Annotated in this window: 17 protein-coding genes and 2 tRNA genes; 11 read left to right on the forward strand and 8 right to left on the reverse strand. The window is 71.7% G+C overall.

The window, feature by feature from the left end; all coding sequences use genetic code 11:
* Window positions 1–202 precede the first annotated feature (202 nt).
* The 4 genes from ACWD4B_RS03955 (at window position 203) to ACWD4B_RS03970 (ending at window position 3451) form a co-directional block, all read left to right on the forward strand.
* Window positions 203–1330 (forward strand): SDR family oxidoreductase, encoded by a 1128-nt coding sequence (locus ACWD4B_RS03955; RefSeq protein ID WP_390776423.1) that lies wholly within the window; start codon window positions 203–205, stop codon window positions 1328–1330.
* Window positions 1331–1442: 112 nt separating this feature from the next.
* Window positions 1443–1904 carry a molybdenum cofactor biosynthesis protein MoaE gene (locus ACWD4B_RS03960; protein ID WP_451419271.1) on the forward strand — a complete coding sequence of 154 codons (462 nt, stop codon included), beginning with the start codon at window positions 1443–1445 and terminating at the stop codon, window positions 1902–1904.
* A 163-nt stretch (window positions 1905–2067) separates the two neighbouring features.
* Entirely contained in the window at window positions 2068–2271 is a 204-nt protein-coding gene (locus ACWD4B_RS03965) for a hypothetical protein (RefSeq protein WP_451419334.1), read from the forward strand.
* 88 nt (window positions 2272–2359) lie between these two features.
* A complete protein-coding gene (locus tag ACWD4B_RS03970; protein ID WP_451419272.1) occupies window positions 2360–3451 on the forward strand; it encodes a YlbL family protein in 1092 nt (363 codons plus the stop codon).
* A gap of 94 nt (window positions 3452–3545) precedes the next feature.
* Here ACWD4B_RS03970 and ACWD4B_RS03975 read toward each other — a convergent pair whose 3' ends face one another.
* Window positions 3546–4124, reverse strand: coding sequence for a PPA1309 family protein (locus ACWD4B_RS03975; protein ID WP_336414139.1), 579 nt, complete (start codon window positions 4122–4124; stop codon window positions 3546–3548).
* A gap of 144 nt (window positions 4125–4268) precedes the next feature.
* Here ACWD4B_RS03975 and ACWD4B_RS03980 point away from each other — a divergent pair, with 144 nt between their 5' ends.
* The 4 genes from ACWD4B_RS03980 (at window position 4269) to ACWD4B_RS03995 (ending at window position 9646) form a co-directional block, all read left to right on the forward strand.
* Window positions 4269–7157 carry a UPF0182 family membrane protein gene (locus tag ACWD4B_RS03980; RefSeq protein WP_451419328.1) on the forward strand — a complete coding sequence of 963 codons (2889 nt, stop codon included), beginning with the start codon at window positions 4269–4271 and terminating at the stop codon, window positions 7155–7157.
* A 39-nt stretch (window positions 7158–7196) separates the two neighbouring features.
* Window positions 7197–7270: transfer RNA gene (locus tag ACWD4B_RS03985), tRNA-Met, on the forward strand.
* A 271-nt stretch (window positions 7271–7541) separates the two neighbouring features.
* Entirely contained in the window at window positions 7542–9521 is a 1980-nt protein-coding gene (locus ACWD4B_RS03990; protein WP_451419273.1) for a tetratricopeptide repeat protein, read from the forward strand.
* A gap of 51 nt (window positions 9522–9572) precedes the next feature.
* A tRNA-Met gene (locus ACWD4B_RS03995) sits at window positions 9573–9646 on the forward strand.
* Between the two features lie 43 nt (window positions 9647–9689).
* Here ACWD4B_RS03995 and ACWD4B_RS04000 read toward each other — a convergent pair.
* The gene (locus tag ACWD4B_RS04000; protein ID WP_336414137.1) at window positions 9690–10109 is read right to left on the reverse strand and encodes a Fur family transcriptional regulator; all 420 of its coding nucleotides are present in this window, start codon (window positions 10107–10109) and stop codon (window positions 9690–9692) included.
* 166 nt (window positions 10110–10275) lie between these two features.
* Between ACWD4B_RS04000 and ACWD4B_RS04005 the strand changes: the two genes are divergently transcribed.
* Window positions 10276–11751, forward strand: a complete 1476-nt coding sequence (locus ACWD4B_RS04005) for a catalase (RefSeq protein ID WP_336414136.1) — start codon at window positions 10276–10278, stop codon at window positions 11749–11751.
* A gap of 62 nt (window positions 11752–11813) precedes the next feature.
* On the opposite strand, the gene ACWD4B_RS04010 is transcribed toward ACWD4B_RS04005, so the two are convergent.
* Both ACWD4B_RS04010 and hisN read right to left on the reverse strand, forming a co-directional pair.
* Complete coding sequence (locus tag ACWD4B_RS04010) at window positions 11814–12221, reverse strand: CBS domain-containing protein (RefSeq protein ID WP_451419274.1); 408 nt, start codon at window positions 12219–12221, stop codon at window positions 11814–11816.
* Window positions 12222–12361: 140 nt separating this feature from the next.
* Window positions 12362–13156, reverse strand: a complete 795-nt coding sequence (gene hisN / locus ACWD4B_RS04015; RefSeq protein WP_451419275.1) for a histidinol-phosphatase — start codon at window positions 13154–13156, stop codon at window positions 12362–12364.
* A gap of 125 nt (window positions 13157–13281) precedes the next feature.
* On the opposite strand from hisN, the gene ACWD4B_RS04020 reads away from it, so the two are divergent.
* The gene (locus ACWD4B_RS04020; RefSeq protein ID WP_451419276.1) at window positions 13282–13911 is read left to right on the forward strand and encodes a TetR/AcrR family transcriptional regulator; all 630 of its coding nucleotides are present in this window, start codon (window positions 13282–13284) and stop codon (window positions 13909–13911) included.
* A 22-nt stretch (window positions 13912–13933) separates the two neighbouring features.
* On the opposite strand, the gene ACWD4B_RS04025 is transcribed toward ACWD4B_RS04020, so the two are convergent.
* The 4 genes from ACWD4B_RS04025 to ACWD4B_RS04040 all read right to left on the reverse strand — a co-directional run bounded on the left by ACWD4B_RS04025 (window position 13934) and on the right by ACWD4B_RS04040 (window position 17512).
* The gene (locus ACWD4B_RS04025; RefSeq protein WP_329099136.1) at window positions 13934–14257 is read right to left on the reverse strand and encodes a DMT family transporter; all 324 of its coding nucleotides are present in this window, start codon (window positions 14255–14257) and stop codon (window positions 13934–13936) included.
* Between the two features lie 95 nt (window positions 14258–14352).
* Window positions 14353–15360, reverse strand: coding sequence for a ribosome small subunit-dependent GTPase A (rsgA, locus tag ACWD4B_RS04030; RefSeq protein ID WP_451419277.1), 1008 nt, complete (start codon window positions 15358–15360; stop codon window positions 14353–14355).
* A 17-nt stretch (window positions 15361–15377) separates the two neighbouring features.
* Window positions 15378–16724: a 3-phosphoshikimate 1-carboxyvinyltransferase gene (aroA, locus tag ACWD4B_RS04035; RefSeq protein WP_390776434.1), complete on the reverse strand. Its 1347-nt coding sequence runs from the start codon at window positions 16722–16724 to the stop codon at window positions 15378–15380.
* Window positions 16725–16798: 74 nt separating this feature from the next.
* The gene (locus ACWD4B_RS04040; protein WP_451419278.1) at window positions 16799–17512 is read right to left on the reverse strand and encodes a M50 family metallopeptidase; all 714 of its coding nucleotides are present in this window, start codon (window positions 17510–17512) and stop codon (window positions 16799–16801) included.
* A 41-nt stretch (window positions 17513–17553) separates the two neighbouring features.
* On the opposite strand from ACWD4B_RS04040, the gene ACWD4B_RS04045 reads away from it, so the two are divergent.
* Entirely contained in the window at window positions 17554–18387 is an 834-nt protein-coding gene (locus ACWD4B_RS04045) for an SOS response-associated peptidase (RefSeq protein ID WP_451419279.1), read from the forward strand.
* The last annotated feature ends 32 nt before the right edge of the window (window positions 18388–18419 follow it).

The raw sequence follows: 18419 nt of genomic DNA on the forward strand, positions 1-18419 counted from the left end.
GTTTCCTCGGCTCGTAGGGCCACCGGCTCCGTACCGGCGGCGAATGCCCTTCAACACCACCCAGCGTAGACACCCTGCCGGTATCGGGGCTTGGTGCTCCGCCGACCCGGGGCCTGCGGCAGGATGGACGTCACCTGGTCCGTACGCGTCATGACACTCGTGATGGCGCTTACGTACCGAAGACAACCGCTGGAGACGCCCGGTGAGTTCCCCCGACCGAGAAGTTCGCGCAGCGCGAAACGGTTCCGCGCGCGACAGTACGACCCCGCACGGCCGCCGACCCGTGGTCGCGGTCACCGGTGCCGCGCGCGGTGTCGGTGCGCTGCTGACGCGGCGGCTGGCCGCGTCCGAGCACATCAAGCACGTGGTGGCCATCGACGAGCGGCGTGGTGACGTCACCGAGGCGCAGTGGCACGTGCTCGACGTCCGCGACCCGGCCATCGCCGAGAAGCTGCGCGGCGCCGACGTCGTGGTCCACCTCGCGCTCGACCTGGACCTGGAGACCGACGCCGCGGCCCGGACCGCCTACAACGTGCGCGGCACCCAGACGGTGCTCACCGCGGCGGCCGCCGCAGGTGTGCACCGTGTGGTGCTGTGCACGTCGGCCATGGTCTACGGGGCGCATCCGGACAACGACGTTCCGCTCGCCGAGGACGCGGAGCTGCGGGCCACCGCCGAGGCCACCGGGGTGGGCGACTTGCTGGAGATAGAGCGGCTCGCGAAACGGGCCCCCCGGGCGCACCCGGGCCTGAACGTCACCGTGCTGCGGCCCGCCGTCCTGGTCGGCGGCGGCACCGACACCGCCCTGACCCGCTACTTCGAGTCGCCCCGCCTCCTGGTGGTCGCCGGATCCCGGCCGACCTGGCAGTTCTGCCACGTGGAGGACCTGGTGAGCGCGCTGGAGTTCGCGGCCCTGGAGAAGGCCGAGGGGGAGCTGGCGGTCGGCTGCGACGGCTGGCTGGAGCAGGAGGAGGTCGAGGAGCTCACCGGCATCCGGCGCATGGAGCTGCCCTCGGCCGTCGCCCTGGGCGCCGCCTCCCGGCTGCACCGGCTGGGCCTGACCCCGTCCCCGGCCGGTGACCTCGAGTACACGATGCACCCGTGGGTGGTCAGCGGGCACCGGCTGCACGACGCGGGCTGGCGGCCGCGGTGGACCAACGAGGAGGTCCTGGCGGAGCTGCTGGAGGAGGCCGCGGGCAGACACACGGTCGTCGGCCGCCGGCTGGGCCGCAAGGACGCCACGGCCGCGGGCGCCGCGGGCGCCACGGTCGCCCTGCTGGGCACCGCGGCCCTGGTCCGGCGGGCCCGCAAGGCACGCCGCCGGATGTAGCCGCGCACGCCGGGTCGGCGGCCGTGCCCGGCGGATCGTACGGATGACCGGGTGTACGCCCGGTCGAACGGCCATTGGTCGCCGCCCGCCCGTGTGCGGCACGATGGACCGCATGGCTCCGACCCACGATCACCCCGGCGAGCTCGCCGCCGACGGTCCCGTGCGCCTGCTGGCGGTGCGGGACACCCCGTTGTCCCTGGACGAGGTCTTCGCGGCGGTCGGTGACGATGCCGCGGGCGGCACCGCGCTGTTCGTGGGCACCGTGCGCGACCACGACGGCGGCGCGGACGTCACCGGGCTCGGATACTCCGCGCACCCCTCGGCCGAGGACGAGCTGCGCCGGGTCGCGGAGAAGGTCGCGGCGGACTTCCCGGTCCGGGCCCTGGCGGCCGTGCACCGGGTGGGGGACCTGTTCGTGGGCGACCTGGCCGTGGTGGTGGCGGTCTCCTGCCCGCACCGGGCGGAGGCCTTCGCGGCGTGCCGGCGGCTCATCGACGACCTCAAGCGCGAGGTGCCGATCTGGAAGCACCAGACGTTCGCGGACGGAACCGAGGAGTGGGTCGGCGCGTCGTAGAGATGCGGTGGTCGGCCGCGTCCTGCGCGGTGTCCGAATCCGGTCACATACGGGCCGCTCCCGGTTGCGTAACCGGCCCCCTGACGTAAGCGTTGAGACCGAAGACGACTAATCTGCTCATCGGTTCAGCTCGTCCTTGCTCGACGGTGTTCGTCATCGAGTCATGCGATTGTGTAAGGAGTCGGAGGCCGGCATGGCGGCGCTCGCGTGGTTGCTGATTCCCGTTGCCGCGGCTGTCGTCGCCGCCCTGTGGGGAAGCTGGGCGGCCCGGAACCGCAAGACCGGTGACGTCTCGGAACTGGCGGGTTATGCGCGATTCCGTGAGGCGATGGAGCGGTCGGAGTCCGGCTCCGGACCGTCGGCCTGAGGAGCAGGGGAGCGGGCTCACGCGCTGCTCACCCCCGGACGGACCGCCCCGGGAGTGGACTGTCGGACCCGTCCCGTACTGTCGTTCCATGCCCCGCCGCACTGCGACGATGCTCGCCTCTCTCCTGTCGCTGATCGCATTGCTCTGCGTCGGCGTCCTGATCCCCGTGCCCTACGCGGAGATGTCCCCGGGGCCTACGGTGAACACGCTGGGCGAGCACGGCGGCGAGCCGGTGCTGCAGATCTCCGGGCACAAGACGTACCCGACCACCGGCCACCTCAACATGACCACGGTCCGGGTGACGGGCTCGCAGTACCGCATGAATCTGGTCGAAGCCCTCTACGGCTGGCTCACCCACGACAACCTCGTCGTCCCGCACAGCACGCTCTACCCGGACGACAAGTCCCCGGACGAGCTCAACCAGGAGACGGCGGAGGAGTTCAGCCAGTCCCAGGAGAGCGCCAAGGTGGCCGCGCTCAAGCAGCTGGGCATCCCGGTCGGCACCCGCGTGATCGTCTCGTCCGTGGTCAAGGGCAGCCCCGCCGAAGGGCAGTTGCACGCGGGAGACGTGATCAAGGCCGTCGACGGCCAGGAGGTCAAGGAGCCGGGCGACGTCGCCGGGCTGGTCACCAAGCACCAGCCCGGTCAGAAGGTGAGCTTCCTGGTCGTCCCCGCCAAGGAGGCGGCCGCGGCGGAGAAGGAGAAGCGCCAGCCGAAGGTGGAGGACACCGTCTCCCTCGTCACCGCCAAGGCGCCCGACGACGCCAAGCGCGCCATCGTGGGCATCCAGGCCGGGACGGACCACACCTTCCCGTTCAGCATCAACATCAAGCTGGCGGACGTCGGCGGGCCGAGCGCCGGCCTGATGTTCGCGCTCGGCATAGTCGACAAGCTCACCCCCGACGACCTGACCGGCGGGAAGTTCGTCGCGGGGACGGGCACGATCGACGACAACGGCAAGGTCGGGCCGATCGGCGGCATCGAGATGAAGACGGTCGGTGCGCGCTCCAAGGGCGCCCGGTACTTCCTGACGCCCAGCGACAACTGTGCGGCTGCCGCCAAGGACACCCCGTCGGGTCTCACGCTGGTCAAGGTCGACACCATGGGCGACGCCCTCAAGTCGCTGGAGAAGATCCGCAAGGGGGATTCGGCCGACCTGCCGAGCTGCTCCGCAAGGTGAGCCGTTTGCCGGTGCGGTTCGTCCGACGGCGCGGGCCGTCTTCGGCCGAGCGCGCAGTTCCCCGCGCCCCTCACGGGGCGCGGGCCCCACGTCCTTATTCCGCGAACGTCGCCGCCAGGGCCTCCGCCAGGCCCGGGACCAGGTCGGCGCCGGTGAGCACCTCCTTGGGGGAGTCCTTCTCGCGCAGCCGCAGGGCCGTCTCCCGGGCGCCGTCGCGCAGCACGGCCACGGTCATCCGGACCTCCTGGCGGTCGGGGTGCCTGGCCACCCAGGCGGCGAGCTGCTTCTCGCTCATCCCGTGCGGCACGGAGCCCTCGGCGGACGGCGGGAGCATCTGCCGCTCCACGGTCAGGGCGCAGCCCGCCACCGCGTCCGGCCAGGCGATCGTGCCGAGGAACTTGTCGAGCGGGGTGCCCGCGGGCACCTCGTCCTGCTCGATGGGGGTGTAGGAGGGGCTGTCGCCTGCGGGCTCGTCGAGGCCGAGCTGGGCGGCCAGGGCGGGCTCCTGGGAGCGCAGCTTCGCGTTGTCGACGAGGGCGAAGAGCCGGGCGGGCTGGTCCCAGCCGAGCGTGGCGGCGTATTCGTCGATCTCGAGGACGGCACGGGTCAGCGGGCTCGCGGCCATGGGAGCGCTGGGGTCGGGGAGGCTCGAGGAGCCGGTGTTGCTGGACATGCTCAATATCGTGCACCGAGAAGGGCCGAAATCGGGAACCGAGTAAAGCCTCGGTAAGTTGCCACACTGGGTCCTACTATCGCCTGGGCCTGATCGACAGCTCCATCGACAGCGAACTTCGAGGTGCGCACCTTGGCTTTCCAGATGCCGGACCGCGGCGGAGGCCCCACGGGGCCACGGATCAGAGTCGGACGGCCGTCGCGACGGCTGCGGACCCTGCTGACGACCCTGGGTGTGCTGGCGGTGCTGGCCATGCTCTTCGTCATGTTCGCGGGGTTCTGGACCGACTGGCTCTGGTACCGCTCCGTGGACTACTCCTCGGTCTTCACCACCACCCTCGGCACCAAGATCGGCCTGTTCGCCGTCTTCGGTGTGCTGATGGCCCTCGCGGTGGGGGTCAACATCTGGCTGGCGCACCGGCTGCGGCCGCCGCTGAGCGCGATGTCGATGGAGCAGCAGAGCCTCGACCGCTACCGGATGAGCATCGCCCCGTACAAGCGGTGGGCCCTGCTGGCGGTCTCCGCGCTCGTCGGCCTGGTGGCCGGTGCGTCCGCCGCCGGGCAGTGGCGCACGTGGCTGCAGTGGGTGAACGCGGTGCCGTTCGGCCAGAAGGACCCGCAGTTCCACAAGGACATCGCGTTCTACACCTTCGACCTGCCCTGGTACCGCTTCCTGCTGAGCTTCGGCTTCGCCGCGACGGTGCTCTCGCTGATCGCCGCCGCGCTGGTGCACTACCTCTACGGCGGGCTGCGGCTGACCAGCCCCGGCGGGCGGGCCACGGCCGCCGCCACGGGGCATCTGTCCGTGCTGCTCGGCTTCTTCGTGATGCTCAAGGCCGTTGCGTACTGGCTGGACCGGTACGGGCTGGCGGTGAAGTCCAGCGGGCTGAAGTCGACCGAGGGCTGGACGGGTCTGCGGTATGTGGACGCGAACGCCTATCTGCCGGCCAAGACGATCCTGTTCATCATCGCGCTGATCTGTGCGGTGCTGTTCTTCGCGACGCTCTGGCGGCGCACCTGGCAGCTGCCGGTGATCGGCTTCGGCCTGATGGTGCTCTCGGCGGTGCTGATCGGCGGGCTCTACCCGGCGATCGTGCAGAAGTTCCAGGTCCAGCCGAACGAGCAGGCCAAGGAAGCCCCGTACATCAAGAAGAACATCACCGCGACGCGTGAGGCCTACGGCATCGACGACGCTCAGGTGAAGGACTATCCGGGCAGCAGCGATCTGAACGGCAAGGACAAGCAGAAGCTGCGCGCGGACGCGGATTCCACGGCCAGCCTCCGGCTGCTCGACCCGAACATCGTCTCGCCCACCTTCCAGCAGCTCCAGCAGGTGCGCGGGTACTACCAGTTCCCGTCCACCCTGGACGTCGACCGCTACAAGGTCGACGGCAAGGAGCAGGACACGGTCATCGGTCTGCGCGAGCTGAACATCAACGGGATTCCCGAGCGCAACTGGATCAACGACCACTTCAAGTACACCCACGGATACGGTGCCATCACGGCCAAGGGCACCAACACCGTCGACGGCGGCGCCCCGGACTTCACCGAGAAGAACCTGCCGACGGACGGCAAGCTCGGCCCGTACGAGCAGCGCGTGTACTACGGCGAGAAGACGACGCAGTACTCGATCGTCGGCGGCCCGCAGAAGGAGCTGGACTACTCCGGCGACCAGGGCGAGAAGAGCTACAGCTACGAGGGCAAGAGCGGTGTGAGCCTCTCGAACCCGGTCAACCGCGCCGCCTATGCGGTGGCGTTCGGCGAGCCGCAGATCCTCTACTCCGGTGCCATCGGCGACGGCTCGCGCATTCTCTACAACCGCACGCCCAAGGAGCGCGTGGAGGCCGTCGCCCCCTGGCTGACCATCGACGGCGACGCCTATCCGGCCGTGGTCGACGGCCGCATCCAGTGGATCGTCGACGCCTACACCACGACCAACGGCTATCCCTATGCGTCCCGTACGACCCTCGGCGACACGACCGCGGACTCGCTGACCAACGGGCAGCGCGCGGTGGTCGCCCAGCAGAACCAGGTCAACTACATCCGCAATTCCGTCAAGGCCACGGTCGACGCCTACGACGGCACGGTGAAGCTGTACCAGTGGGACACCGAGGACCCGGTGCTCAAGACCTGGATGAAGGCATTCCCGGGCACGGTGAAGGCGAAGAGCCAGATCTCCTCCGGGCTGCTGGACCATCTCCGTTACCCGCAGGACCTGTTCAAGGTGCAGCGTGAACTGCTCACCCGCTACCACGTCACCAACCCGGGCACGTTCTACACCGGCAGTGAGCGCTGGCAGGTGCCGGACGACCCGACGAACAAGTCGGGCAACGCGGTTCCGCCGTATTACCTGAGCATGAAGATGCCGGACCAGAAGGCGCAGACCTTCTCGCTCACCACGACGTTCACGCCCAAGAGCCGGGAGAACCTCGGTGCGTTCATGGCGGTGGACGCGAACGCCACGAGTCCGGACTACGGGAAGATCCGGCTCCTCAAGCTGCCGTCGGAGACCACGGTCTCCGGTCCGCAGCAGGTGCAGAGCAAGTTCAACGGCGACCCGGAGATCGCGAACAAGATCAATATCCTGAAGCGGGGCGACTCCGAGATCGAGTACGGCAATCTGCTGACCGTCCCGCTCGACGACGGGCTGCTCTACGTCGAGCCGGTGTACGTGCGCGGTGCCGGCACCAACTACCCGCTGCTGAAGAAGGTTCTGGTCACCTACGGCGACAAGACCGCCTTCGAGGACAACCTCACGCAGGCGCTCGACGTGGTGTTCGGGGTGAAGGGTCCCGAGCCCGGCACCAAGCCGCCGGCCGAGGGCACCACCAAGCCGCCCGCCTCCCAGAACGCCGACGTCCAGCAGGCCCTGAAGGATGCTCAGGACGCCTTCGAGGCCGGCCAGAAGGCGCTCGACGCCAAGGACTGGGCGGCGTACGGCAAGGCCCAGCAGTCCCTGAAGGACGCCCTCGACCGCGCCGCCAAGGCCGAGGCCTCGGCGGCCGGGAACGGAGGCAAGCCGGGCAGCCAGTAAGGGACCGCCCCGCGTCGTGGTAAGGTTGCCCTACAACGACGCGGGGTGGAGCAGCTCGGTAGCTCGCTGGGCTCATAACCCAGAGGTCGCAGGTTCAAATCCTGTCCCCGCTACTCACAGGACAAGGCCCGGAGTTCTCGGACTCCGGGCCTTGTCGCATCTGCGGACCGTCTGTACGACCGTTGGACTGCCGTGCGCTCGTGCGGGGGTCGGACCGGACAGCAGTCCAGACCCGGCGCGGGCCGGTCTGTGCGGGTTGTGTGCGGGGGTTTTGATTAGAGTTTGGAGCACCGCCGTGTCGGGAAGTCGGGAAGTCGACAAAACGCTGAAGTGACCTCACTGGCTGCGGTATTCCAGGTGTACGCAGGTTGCGGGAGTGCGACGATGGGACTTATGGGGGACAGGGCGAGGCTGTTGGAGACCCGTCGGCTTGTGGCAGCTCCCGGTGACGGGAGCGATCAGGACGGCCGTGACACGTCCGTGTACGGCCCGGGGGCGGACGGCCCCGCAGGCGGCACCCGCGCCTCGGCCTTCGCCCCGTCGTCCGCCGGGGACGGGGGCGACCTGGAGCTGGAGACCGCCCGCCGCCGCGCCGCCGAGTCCGGCGACCCCGCGTCCCTGAGCATGCTCGGCGCCCTGCTGCTGCGCCGCGGAGACCTCGACGGGGCCGAGCGCCACCTGCGCGCCGCCACCGCCGAGGGCGACCGCTCCGCCGCCAACAACCTGGGCGTCCTGCTGCACCAGCGCGGCTACGCCGACGAGGCCGCCGGCTGGTGGCGCGTCGCCGCCGTCGCCGGCTCCTCCGCGGCCGCGCACGCCCTCGGCCGCTACCACCGCGAGCGCGGCGACGAGCCGGCCGCCGAGTACTGGCTGCGCCAGTCCGCCGAGTCCGGCCACGCCCTGGGCGCGTACGCCCTGGCCGACCTCCTGGAGCACCGCAGCGACGTGGGCGCCGAGCGCTGGTTCCGCTCCGCCGCCGAGCGCGGGCACCGCGAGGCCGCGTACCGCCTTGCGCGGATACTCGACGGCCGGGCGCCGGGCGCCGGGTCACAGGACCCCGGCGGGCCCGGCTCCCTCGCCGGCGGGCTCGGCCCCGCCATCCCCCGGCAGGTGAGCGCGGGCGGCGGGGACACCTCCGTACGCGACCTGCGCGCCCACGCGGCCAAGGGCCCGCGCACCGACGGCCCGGCCGGCGAGGCCGAGCAGTGGTACCGGCAGGCCGCCGCCCGCGGCCACCGCCGCGCCGCCCTGCACCTCGGCACCCTGCTGGAGGCGCGCGGCGAGACCCAGGAGGCCGCCCGCTGGTACCTGACCTCCGCCAAGGACGGGGAGCCGCGCGCCGCCTGCGCCCTGGGCTTCCTGCTGCGCGACGCCGGGGACCTGGACAGCGCGGCCGTCTGGTGGCGCCGCGCCGCCCAGGAGGGCGACGGCAACGCGGCCAACGCGCTGGGCGCCCTGCACGCCGACCGCGGTGAGGCCCAGCAGGCCGAGCGCTGGTACCGCGCCGCCCTGGACGCGGGCGACGTCAACGGCGCGTACAACCTCGGCCTGCTCTGCGCCGAGCAGGGCCGCACCGCACAGGCCGAGCAGTGGTACCGCCGCGCCGCCTACGCCGGGCACCGCGAGGCCGCCAACGCCCTGGCCGTGCTGCTGCTCCAGGGCGGCGACCCGGCCGGCGCCGAGCCGTGGTTCTCCAAGGCCGCCGAGGCCGGCAGCGTGGACGCCGCGTTCAACCTGGGCATCCTCTACGCCGGGCGCGACGAGGAGCAGCTGGCCCGCCAGTGGTACGAGCGCGCCGCCGCCGCCGGGCACACCGAGGCGGCCCTCCAGGTCGCCATGGCCCTGCTGCGGGACGGCGGCGCCGAGGACGGGGAGGCTGAGCGGCACCTGCGCATCGCCGTGCGCGGCGGCAGCGCGGAGGCGGCCTTCCGGCTGGGTGCCCTGCTCGACCGCGACGACGACACCCGTGCGCAGAGCGAGGAGTGGTACGAGGTGGCCGCCCGGCAGGGGCACCGCCGAGCCCAGGTGCGGCTCGGCATGCTCGTCGCCGAGCGCGGGGACGTGGTCGAGGCGGCGCACTGGTACCGCGAGGCGGCCGAGGCGGGCAGCCGCAACGGCGCCTTCAACCTCGGGCTGCTGCTGGCCCGCGAGGGCAGCGAGCCGGAGGCCGCCATGTGGTGGGCCCGGGCCGCCGAGGCCGGGCACGGGCGCGCCGCGCTGCGGCTCGCCCTGCTGGCGGCCCGCCGGGGCGACCTGGCCGAGGGGCAGATGTGGTGCGCCCACGCGGTCGAGCTGGGTCCGGCGGAGGTCTCCGAGCGGGCGGCCCGGCTGCGGGACGCACTGCAGCAGGAGCTCACGGCGTAACGGAAGGGGTTTGCGTCGCCGGTCATGCGCGCGTTAGAGTGTGTTCACCGACGCGGGGTGGAGCAGCTCGGTAGCTCGCTGGGCTCATAACCCAGAGGTCGCAGGTTCAAATCCTGTCCCCGCTACTGCTCACGAAAGGCCCGGATCCTTCAGGATCCGGGCCTTTCGTCATGCCGTGCCGGTGCAGCCGGGGCAGATGCCGCGGTACGTCACCTCGACCGCCGAGACCTGGAAGCCGAAGCGCTCGTCGGCCGGCAGGCCCGCCAGCAGGTCGCCGGCCGGGTGGACGTCGCGGATCGTGCCGCAGCGGGAGCACACCAGGTGCTGGTGCGCGTGGTGTGCGTTGGGGTCGTAGCGCTTGGCGCGGCCGTCCGTGCTCACCTCGAGGACCTCGCCGAGGGAGACCAGCTCCCCCAGCGTGTTGTACACCGTCGCGCGCGAGATCTCCGGCAGCAGCTCGGCGGCCTTGGCGTGGACCTCGTCCGCCGTGTAGTGGACGTGGTCCCCGTCGAGTACTTCCGCGACGACGCGTCGCTGCGCGGTCAGCCGCCAGCCGCGTCCCCGGAGCCGTTCCAGCAGGTCACTCATGCCATTCACCTATCAGTCAGATAGGACCAGCGTAGCAGTGGCCCTTGTCCACCCATGGAACCTGTCTCCAGATCACCTTCATCTTGACTTGGACTAAGTCCAATGTAGGATCGTTTTCGAGACGAGGCCAGACGGCCGCGAGGCAGTCGAGACGACGGAGGCATACGTGACGCTGAACGGCGAGGCGGCAACGACCACGGGCCCGCTGACCACGGAGTCCGGAGCTCCGGTCGCGGACAACCAGAACAGCGAGACCGCGGGCGTCGGCGGCCCCGTCCTGGTGCAGGACCAGCTGCTGCTGGAGAAGCTCGCGCACTTCAACCGCGAGCGCATCCCGGAGCGCGTCGTGCACGCCCGCGGCGCCGGCGCGTACGGCACGTTCACGGTGACCGCGGACGTCACCCGGTACACCAGGGCGAAGTTCCTGTCCGAGGTCGGCAAGCAGACGGAGACGTTCCTGCGCTTCTCCACCGTCGCGGGCAACCTCGGCGCGGCGGACGCGGTGCGCGACCCCCGCGGCTTCGCGCTCAAGTTCTACACCGAGGAGGGCAATTACGACCTCGTCGGCAACAACACCCCGGTGTTCTTCATCAAGGACGCCATCAAGTTCCCGGACTTCATCCACACCCAGAAGCGCGACCCCTACACGGGCTCCCAGGAGGCGGACAACGTCTGGGACTTCTGGGGCCTGTCGCCCGAGTCCACCCACCAGGTGACCTGGCTCTTCGGCGACCGCGGCATCCCGGCCTCGTACCGCCACATGAACGGCTACGGCTCGCACACGTACCAGTGGAACAACGAGGCGGGCGAGGTCTTCTGGGTCAAGTACCACTTCAAGACCGACCAGGGCGTCAAGAGTCTCGTCCAGGACGAGGCCAACAGGCTGGCCGGCGAGGACCCCGACAGCCACCAGCGCGACCTGCGCGAGGCCATCGAGCGCGGCGACTTCCCGAGCTGGACCGTGCAGGTGCAGATCATGCCCGCGGAGGAGGCGGCGAGTTACCGCTTCAACCCGTTCGACCTCACCAAGGTGTGGCCGCACGAGGACTACCCGCCGATCGAGATCGGCAGGCTGGAGCTCAACCGCAACCCCGACAACATCTTCGCCGAGGTCGAGCAGTCGATCTTCTCCCCGGCGCACTTCGTCCCGGGCATCGGCCCGTCGCCGGACAAGATGCTCCAGGGCCGGCTCTTCGCCTACGGCGACGCCCACCGCTACCGCGTCGGCATCAACGCCGACCACCTGCCGGTCAACCGCCCGCACGCCACCGTCGCGCGGACCAACAGCCGTGACGGCTACGCCTACGACGGCCGCCACGGCCGGGCGAAGAACTACGAGCCGAACAGCTTCGGCGGCCCCTTCCAGACGGACCGGCCGCTGTGGCAGCCGGCCGCCGTCACCGGGCCGACCGGCACCCACCCCGCCCCCGCGCACGCCGAGGACAACGACTTCGTCCAGGCGGGCAACCTCTACCGGCTGATGTCCGAGCCGGAGAAGGAGCGGCTGATCGCCAACCTCGCCGGCTTCATCGCCAAGGTGTCGCGCGACGAGATCGCCGAGCGGGCGATCGGCAACTTCCGCCAGGCGGACCCCGACTACGGCAAGCGACTGGAAGCCGCTGTCCAGGCCCTGAGGGGCTGACGGACGCTTGCCGTACCCACCGAAGAGGCCGGACGCCACGGGGCTCCGGCCTCTTCGGCCTTTTATCGGTGCGCCGCCAGCGCGCCCGCGGGCGTCCGCTGCGGCACCCAGCAGCGCAGGATGTCGCGCACCGACACCACCCCCGCGGCCTCGTGGCGGTCGAGGACGATCAGGTGCCGGAAGCCGCCGTGCGCCATGGCGGCGGCGGCCTCCTCCAGGGTCCACCCGGGGGCCGCGAAGACGACGTCGGTCGTCGTGTGGCCCTGGACCGTCTCGCGGTCCGGGTCCAGCCCGGCGCCCACCGCGTTGAGGATGTCGCGTTCGGTGAGAATGCCGAGGCCGCCGGCATCGGGGTCGAGGACGACGGCGGCACCGACCTTGCGCGCGGACATCAGCCGCGCTGCCTGCCGGAGGGTGTGTGCGGGACCGATGACGAGGATCACCGTGCTCATGGCGTCGCGGACGAGCATGGCCTTCAGCCACCTCCTTGGCGGACCGTGAACCCCGGGCAGGGATTCACAAGTTCACAAGCATCGGAGTGTCATCTTCACACGCCGTCAGGAGGTGGACAAGAGGTGTCCCGTGGAGGAAACAGGGAGTTTACGGCCCTCTATGAGCCCAGGTAGTGCAGCAGTTCGTCGTGCAGCAGGCCGTTCGACGCGGCGGCGTTGCCGCTGTGCGGCCCCGGCACCCCGTCCAGCCCGGTGAACCGGCCGCCCGCCTCCTCGACGATGACGACGTTCGCCGCCATGTCCCACAGCGACAGCTCCGGCTCCGCGCAGATGTCCACCGAGCCCTCGGCGACCATCATGTACGGCCAGAAGTCGCCGTAGCCGCGCGTGCGCCAGCAGTTCCGGGTGAGGTCAAGGAAGTCCGGCAGCTTGCCGCGCTCCTCCCAGCCCGACAGCGACGAGTACGCGAACGACGCGTCCTGGATCCGCCCCACCCGCGAGACCTGCAGCCGCGTCGCCGAGGACAGACTGCGCCCGGTGTACGCGCCGGAGCCCTGCGCCGCCCACCAGCGACGGCCCAGCGCCGGGGCCGAGACGACGCCCAACACCGGGTGGTAGCCGCCGGGGCCGTGCACCATGAGCGAGATGAGCGTGGCCCACACCGGCACCCCGCGCACGTAGTTCTTGGTGCCGTCGATCGGGTCGATCACCCAGCGGCGCGGGCCGGCGCCCTCGCTGCCGAACTCCTCGCCCAGCACCGCATCGCGCGGCCGGGCCCGCTGCAGCTGGCCGCGGATCAGTTCCTCGGCGGCCTTGTCCGCCTCGCTCACCGGAGTCATGTCCGGTTTGGTCTCGACCTTGAGGTCCAGGGCCTTGAACCGGTCCATGGTCGCCGCATCGGCGGCGTCCGCCAGTACATGGGCCAGACGCAGATCATCGTGGTAGTCGGACATGGCAGCACACTACCTGCGGCCCCGCCCCGGGCACGTGCGGCCCGCCCGTGGTCTTGACACCGTCTGGCTGCACGTCAATTCTGTGGCCACGACCGTCGTGCGGCCGAAAGGCCCAGGAGGCGACGATGCCCGCGGCACGAGAACTCTTGCTGGACGCGGCCTTCACGGCGCTCGGCGCCCGGCCCTGGCACGGGGTCCGGATGGTCGACGTCGCGGCCGCGGCCGGGGTCTCCCGGCAGACCCTGTACAACGAATTCGGCAGCAAGGACGGCCTGGCGCGCGCCCTGGTGCGCCGCGAGGCCGACTCCTTCCTCGCCGGGGTGGAACGTTCCCTCGCCGACACCGCCCGCGACGGCGCCGACGCGGGCGACTGCTGCGCCGCCCTCGCCCTGTGGACGCTGCGGGCCGCGCGGGCCAATCCCTTGGTGCGGGCAGCGCTCACCGGCTGCCGCGGTGAGCGGCTGCCTGCCGCCGCCGCGCCGGCCGTCCCCGCCCCGCGCGCGGCGCCCGGGCCGGGCGGCGCACCGGCGCGCGGGGCGCCCACGCCGGGCGCACTGGCCGAGCGGATGCGCGACAGCGCGGTCGGGGCGGTCAGTACGGGACGCGACGCGGACCGCGAAGGCACCCGGCGGGCCTGCGAGGCGGCGGTCCGGCTCACCCTGTCCTACGTGATCGCCCCGGCGGCCTCGGACGAGGAGGCGGCTGCAAGCGTCGCCTGCCTGGTCCGCACCCTGCGGGGCGACGCCGTGCTCTGATGCGGCGTGCTCCGATGCGGAGTCAGTGCGCCGAACCGGACAGCTGCAGCCCGATCACCCCGAGAATCACCAGGGAGATCGAGACGAGCTTGAGCGTGGAGACCAGGTCGCCCAGGAAGACCATGCCGTAAATGGCCGTGCCGGCCGCGCCGATGCCCGTCCACACGGCGTAGGCCGGGCCGACGTCGAGCTTCTTCAGCGCGAGGGTCAGCAGGCCGAAGCTGCCGAGCGCGAAGCACGCGAAGGCGATCGTGGGCCACAGGCGGGTGAAGCCGTGCGAGAGCTTCAGACAGACGGCGAAACCGGTTTCCAGCAGACCTGCGACGACCACCAGCAGCCACGCCATCGGATTGCCTCCCGTGTCCGTGACCGCCGTGCGCATCACGAGCCTCAGTGCCCCTGATGCCCTTGCCGCGGGCGGTCACTCGCAAACGTAGGCGATCAGTCGCCTTCGCGCCGCTCCCGGGTCGCGAGCAGCCGGCGCAGGGAGTAGAGCCGCTGCGGATCGGCGTGACCGTCCGTCACCCACTGGTCCAGCGCGCAGTCCTGCTCGTCGTGGCTGCACGCGCGCGGGCACTCCTCGGTGCCCGGCTCCAGGTCGGGGAAGGCGTGGATGACCCGCGAGGGATCCACGTGGTGCAGCCCGAAGGACCGCACGCCCGGGGTGTCGATCACCCAGCCGCTGCCGTCCGGGAGCGGCAGGGCCAGCGCCGAGGTGGTGGTGTGCCGGCCGCGGCCGGTGACCGCGTTGACGTGCCCCGTGGCCCGCTGGCGGTCCGGGACGAGGTGGTTGACCAGGGTCGTCTTGCCCACGCCGGAGTGCCCCACGAATGCGGTGATCCGGCCGCCCAGCCGCTCCCGCACCCGGGCGGCCGCGTCGCCGTCGGCCAGCTCCTCGCGGTTGGTGACCACGTACGGCAGGCCCAGCGCCCCGTAGGACTCCATCAGCTTCTCGGCCGGGGCCAGGTCCGACTTCGTCAGCACGAGCAGCGGCTCCAGCCCCGCGTCGTACGCGGCGACCAGACAGCGGTCGATCAGCCGGGGGCGCGGCTCGGGGTCGGCGAGGGCGGTGACGATCGCCAGCTGGTCGGCGTTGGCGACGACCACGCGCTCGAACGGATCGTCGTCGTCGGCCGTGCGGCGCAGCACGGAGCTGCGCTCCTCGACCCGGACGATGCGCGCCAGGGTGTCCTTGGCGCCGCTGAGGTCGCCCACGACGGCGACGCGGTCGCCCACGACCACGCCCTTGCGGCCGAGTTCGCGCGCCTTCATCGCCGTGATGGTGCGGTCCTCGACGAGGACGGTCAGCCGGCCGCGGTCGACGGTCAGGACGAAGCCCTCGGCCGCGTCCTCGTGCTTGGGGCGGATGGTGGTGCGGGGGCGGTTGCCCTTGCGGTTGGGGCGGACGCGGACGTCGTCCTCGTCGGTGTGCTTGCCGTAGCGGCGCATGGGACGTACCGGCTTTCTCAGGCTCTCGACACCGTCGTCGCCCCCGCGGCGGACCCGAGCATGCCGGCCCACAGCGCCGGGAAGTCGGGGAGGGTCTTGGCGGTGGTCGCGACGTTCTCCACCTGGACCCCGGACACGGCCAGGCCGATGACGGCGCCCGCGGTGGCCAGCCGGTGGTCCTCGTAGGTGTGGAAGACGCCGCCGTGCAGCGGGCGCGGCCGGATGACCAGCCCGTCCTCGGTCTCGGCGACGTCGCCGCCGAGCTCGTTGATCTCCTTGGCGAGCGCCGCGAGCCGGTCGGTCTCGTGCAGCCGCAGGTGCGCGATGCCGCGCAGCACCGACTCGGAGTCGGCCAGCGCCGCCACCGCGGCGATCACCGGGGTGAGCTCGCCGACCTCGTGCAGGTCGGCGTCGATGCCCGTGATCCGGCCGGTGCCGGTGAACGTCAGGCCCGCCTCGGTCAGTTCGCAGGAACCGCCCATGGCGGTGAAGATCTCGCGCAGCGCGTCGCCCGGCTGGGTGGTGCGCTCCGGCCAGTCGGGGATCGTGACGCGGCCGCCGGTGACGAGGGCCGCGGCCAGGAACGGCGCCGCGTTGGACAGGTCGGGCTCGACGACCAGGTCGCGGCCGAGCAGGGCACTGGGGGAGACCCGCCAGACGTCCGGCTCGCCGCCCGACTCGGGGGTGTCGACCTGGGCACCGGCCGCGCGCAGCATGTCCACGGTCATCCGGATGTGCGGCAGCGAGGGCAGCGCGGAGCCGACGTGGCGGACCTCGACGCCCTGGTTGAAGCGCGGCCCGGACAGCAGCAGGGCGCTGACGAACTGCGAGGACGAGGACGCGTCGATCTGCACCGGGCCGCCGTCGAGGGCGCCCGCGCCGTGGACGGTCAGGGGGAGCGCGCCGCGGTCGTTGTCGTCGATGCGCGCGCCGAGGGCGCGCAGCGCGTCGATCACGCCGTGCAGGGGGCGCTCGTAGCTGCGCGGGTCGCCGTCGAAGCGCACCGGGCCGTCGGCCAGCGCGGCCACCGGCGGCAGGAAGCGCATGACCGTGCCGGCGTTGCCGACGTCGACCGTGGCCGGGCCGTGCAGCCGGGCGGGGATGACGCGCCAGGCCTCGCCGGTGCCGTCGGGGCCCACGCCCTCCTCGATCCCGACGCCCATGGCGCGCAGCGCCTCGGCCATCAGCAGGGTGTCCCGGGAGCGCAGCGGCCGGCGCAGCCAGCCCGGCTCGGCGGCCAGGGCGGCCAGGACGAGGCCACGGTTGGTGACCGACTTCGATCCTGGCACGGTGACCGTCGCGTCGACGGCTCGCGTGGCGAGCGGTGCGGGCCAGAGGTCGGTGTGCGCGGGGCTCTCGGTCATGCCCCTTACCTTAGTGGCTTGCTCACAGTCACACTCCGGGCAGTCAAACGGTCACGCTCCGAGCGGCCGGACGTTCACACCCCGAGCAGCCAGCGCGCGCCCGCCGCGAGCGAGCAGAGGGTGACGACGTGGAAGAGCAGCAGCCAGGCTGCCGCCGGGATGCCCGTCAGCCGCGCCAGCTGGTCCGCGTCGGAGTCCGCGGCGCCTCCGCGGCGCCGCTTGCGCTGCAGCTCGAACGGCGGGCGGACGCCGCCCAGCAGCAGGAACCACACCACCCCGTACGCGAACGCGGCCTGCACCTGTGGTCCGGCCAGCCAGGACACCAGGACGAAGGCCGCGCCCGTAAGGACCACCGTCAGCATTCCGTAGGCGTTGCGGATCATCACCAGCATCGCGGCGAGCAGCACGGCCGCGCCCCACAGCAGGGCGGTGATGTGCCCGGCGGCCAGCAGTCCGGCACCGGCCAGGCCCAGCAGGGAGGGCGCGGTGTAGCCGGCGGCGGCGGTCAGGATCATGCCGAGGCCGGTCGGGCGGCCGCGCGAGACGGTCAGCCCGGAGGTGTCGGAGTGCAGCCGGATGCCGTCCAGCCGGCGCCCGCTGAGCAGGGCGACGAGCGCGTGGCCGCCCTCGTGCGCAATGGTCACGGCGTTGCGGGTGATGCGCCAGACGCTCCAGGGGACGACCGCGCCGAGGGCCACCGCTGCGGTGACGATCACCAGCCAGAGGTCGGGGGCGGGCTGGCTGCCGACGACGCGGTCCCAGAGCTCGGTGGCGGTGGTGCTGTCCATCGGTGATCCGCTCCTTGCGTCTACGTGGCACTGTGGCACTCATGTGCGGTCGATATGCGGCGAGCCGGAGGCCGGAGGACCTGGTCGGGCTCTTCGGGGTGGAGAAGTGGGAACCGGAGGAGACGCTGGCTCCGGACTGGAACGTGGCGCCGACGAAGAGCGTCCATGCGGTGCTCGAGCGTCCTCTTAAAGACGCAGCGGACCGGCGTCCGGTTCGTCAGCTGCGCGTTCTGCGCTGGGGGCTGGTCCCGTCGTGGGCCAAGTCGCCGGAGGGCGCGGCGCGGATGATCAACGCCCGGGCGGAGACGGTCCACGAGAAGCCGTCCTTCCGGAGGGCGTTCGAGTCCCGGCGCTGTCTGCTCCCGGCGGACGGCTACTACGAGTGGGTCACGGGCGCGCAGGAGCGCGAACTGGAGGAACAGGGCCGCAGAAAGAGGACCCGGAAACAGCCGTACTTCGTCACTCCCGCCGACGGCTCGGTGATGGCGATGGCCGGGGTGTACGAGTTCTGGCGCGACCCGACGCTGCCGCCGGACCACCCGCAGGCGTGGTGGGCCACCTGCTCGGTGATCACCACCGAGGCGGAGCCGGAGCCGTTCGCCCACGCCGTGCCGTCCGCGGAGGCCGGTGAACCCGGACCCCGCTCGCTCGCCGAGATCCACCCGCGGATGCCGCTGGTGCTGCCCCCGGACCGGTGGGCGGCCTGGCTGGACCCCACGTGCACCGATCCCGCGGAGCTGCGGCACCTGCTGGCCCCGCCCCCGCCCGGGTCGGTCCGGGCCTATCCGGTGGCCACGGCGGTCAGCGACGTCCGCAACAACGGCCCCGAACTGCTGAAGGAACTGCCGGCGCCGGAGGAGACGACGCTCTTCTAGCCTGCTTCTGGCGTGCGGACTTCCAGCGTGCG

It is taken from the genome of Streptomyces sp. NPDC002536, assembly GCF_053594995.1.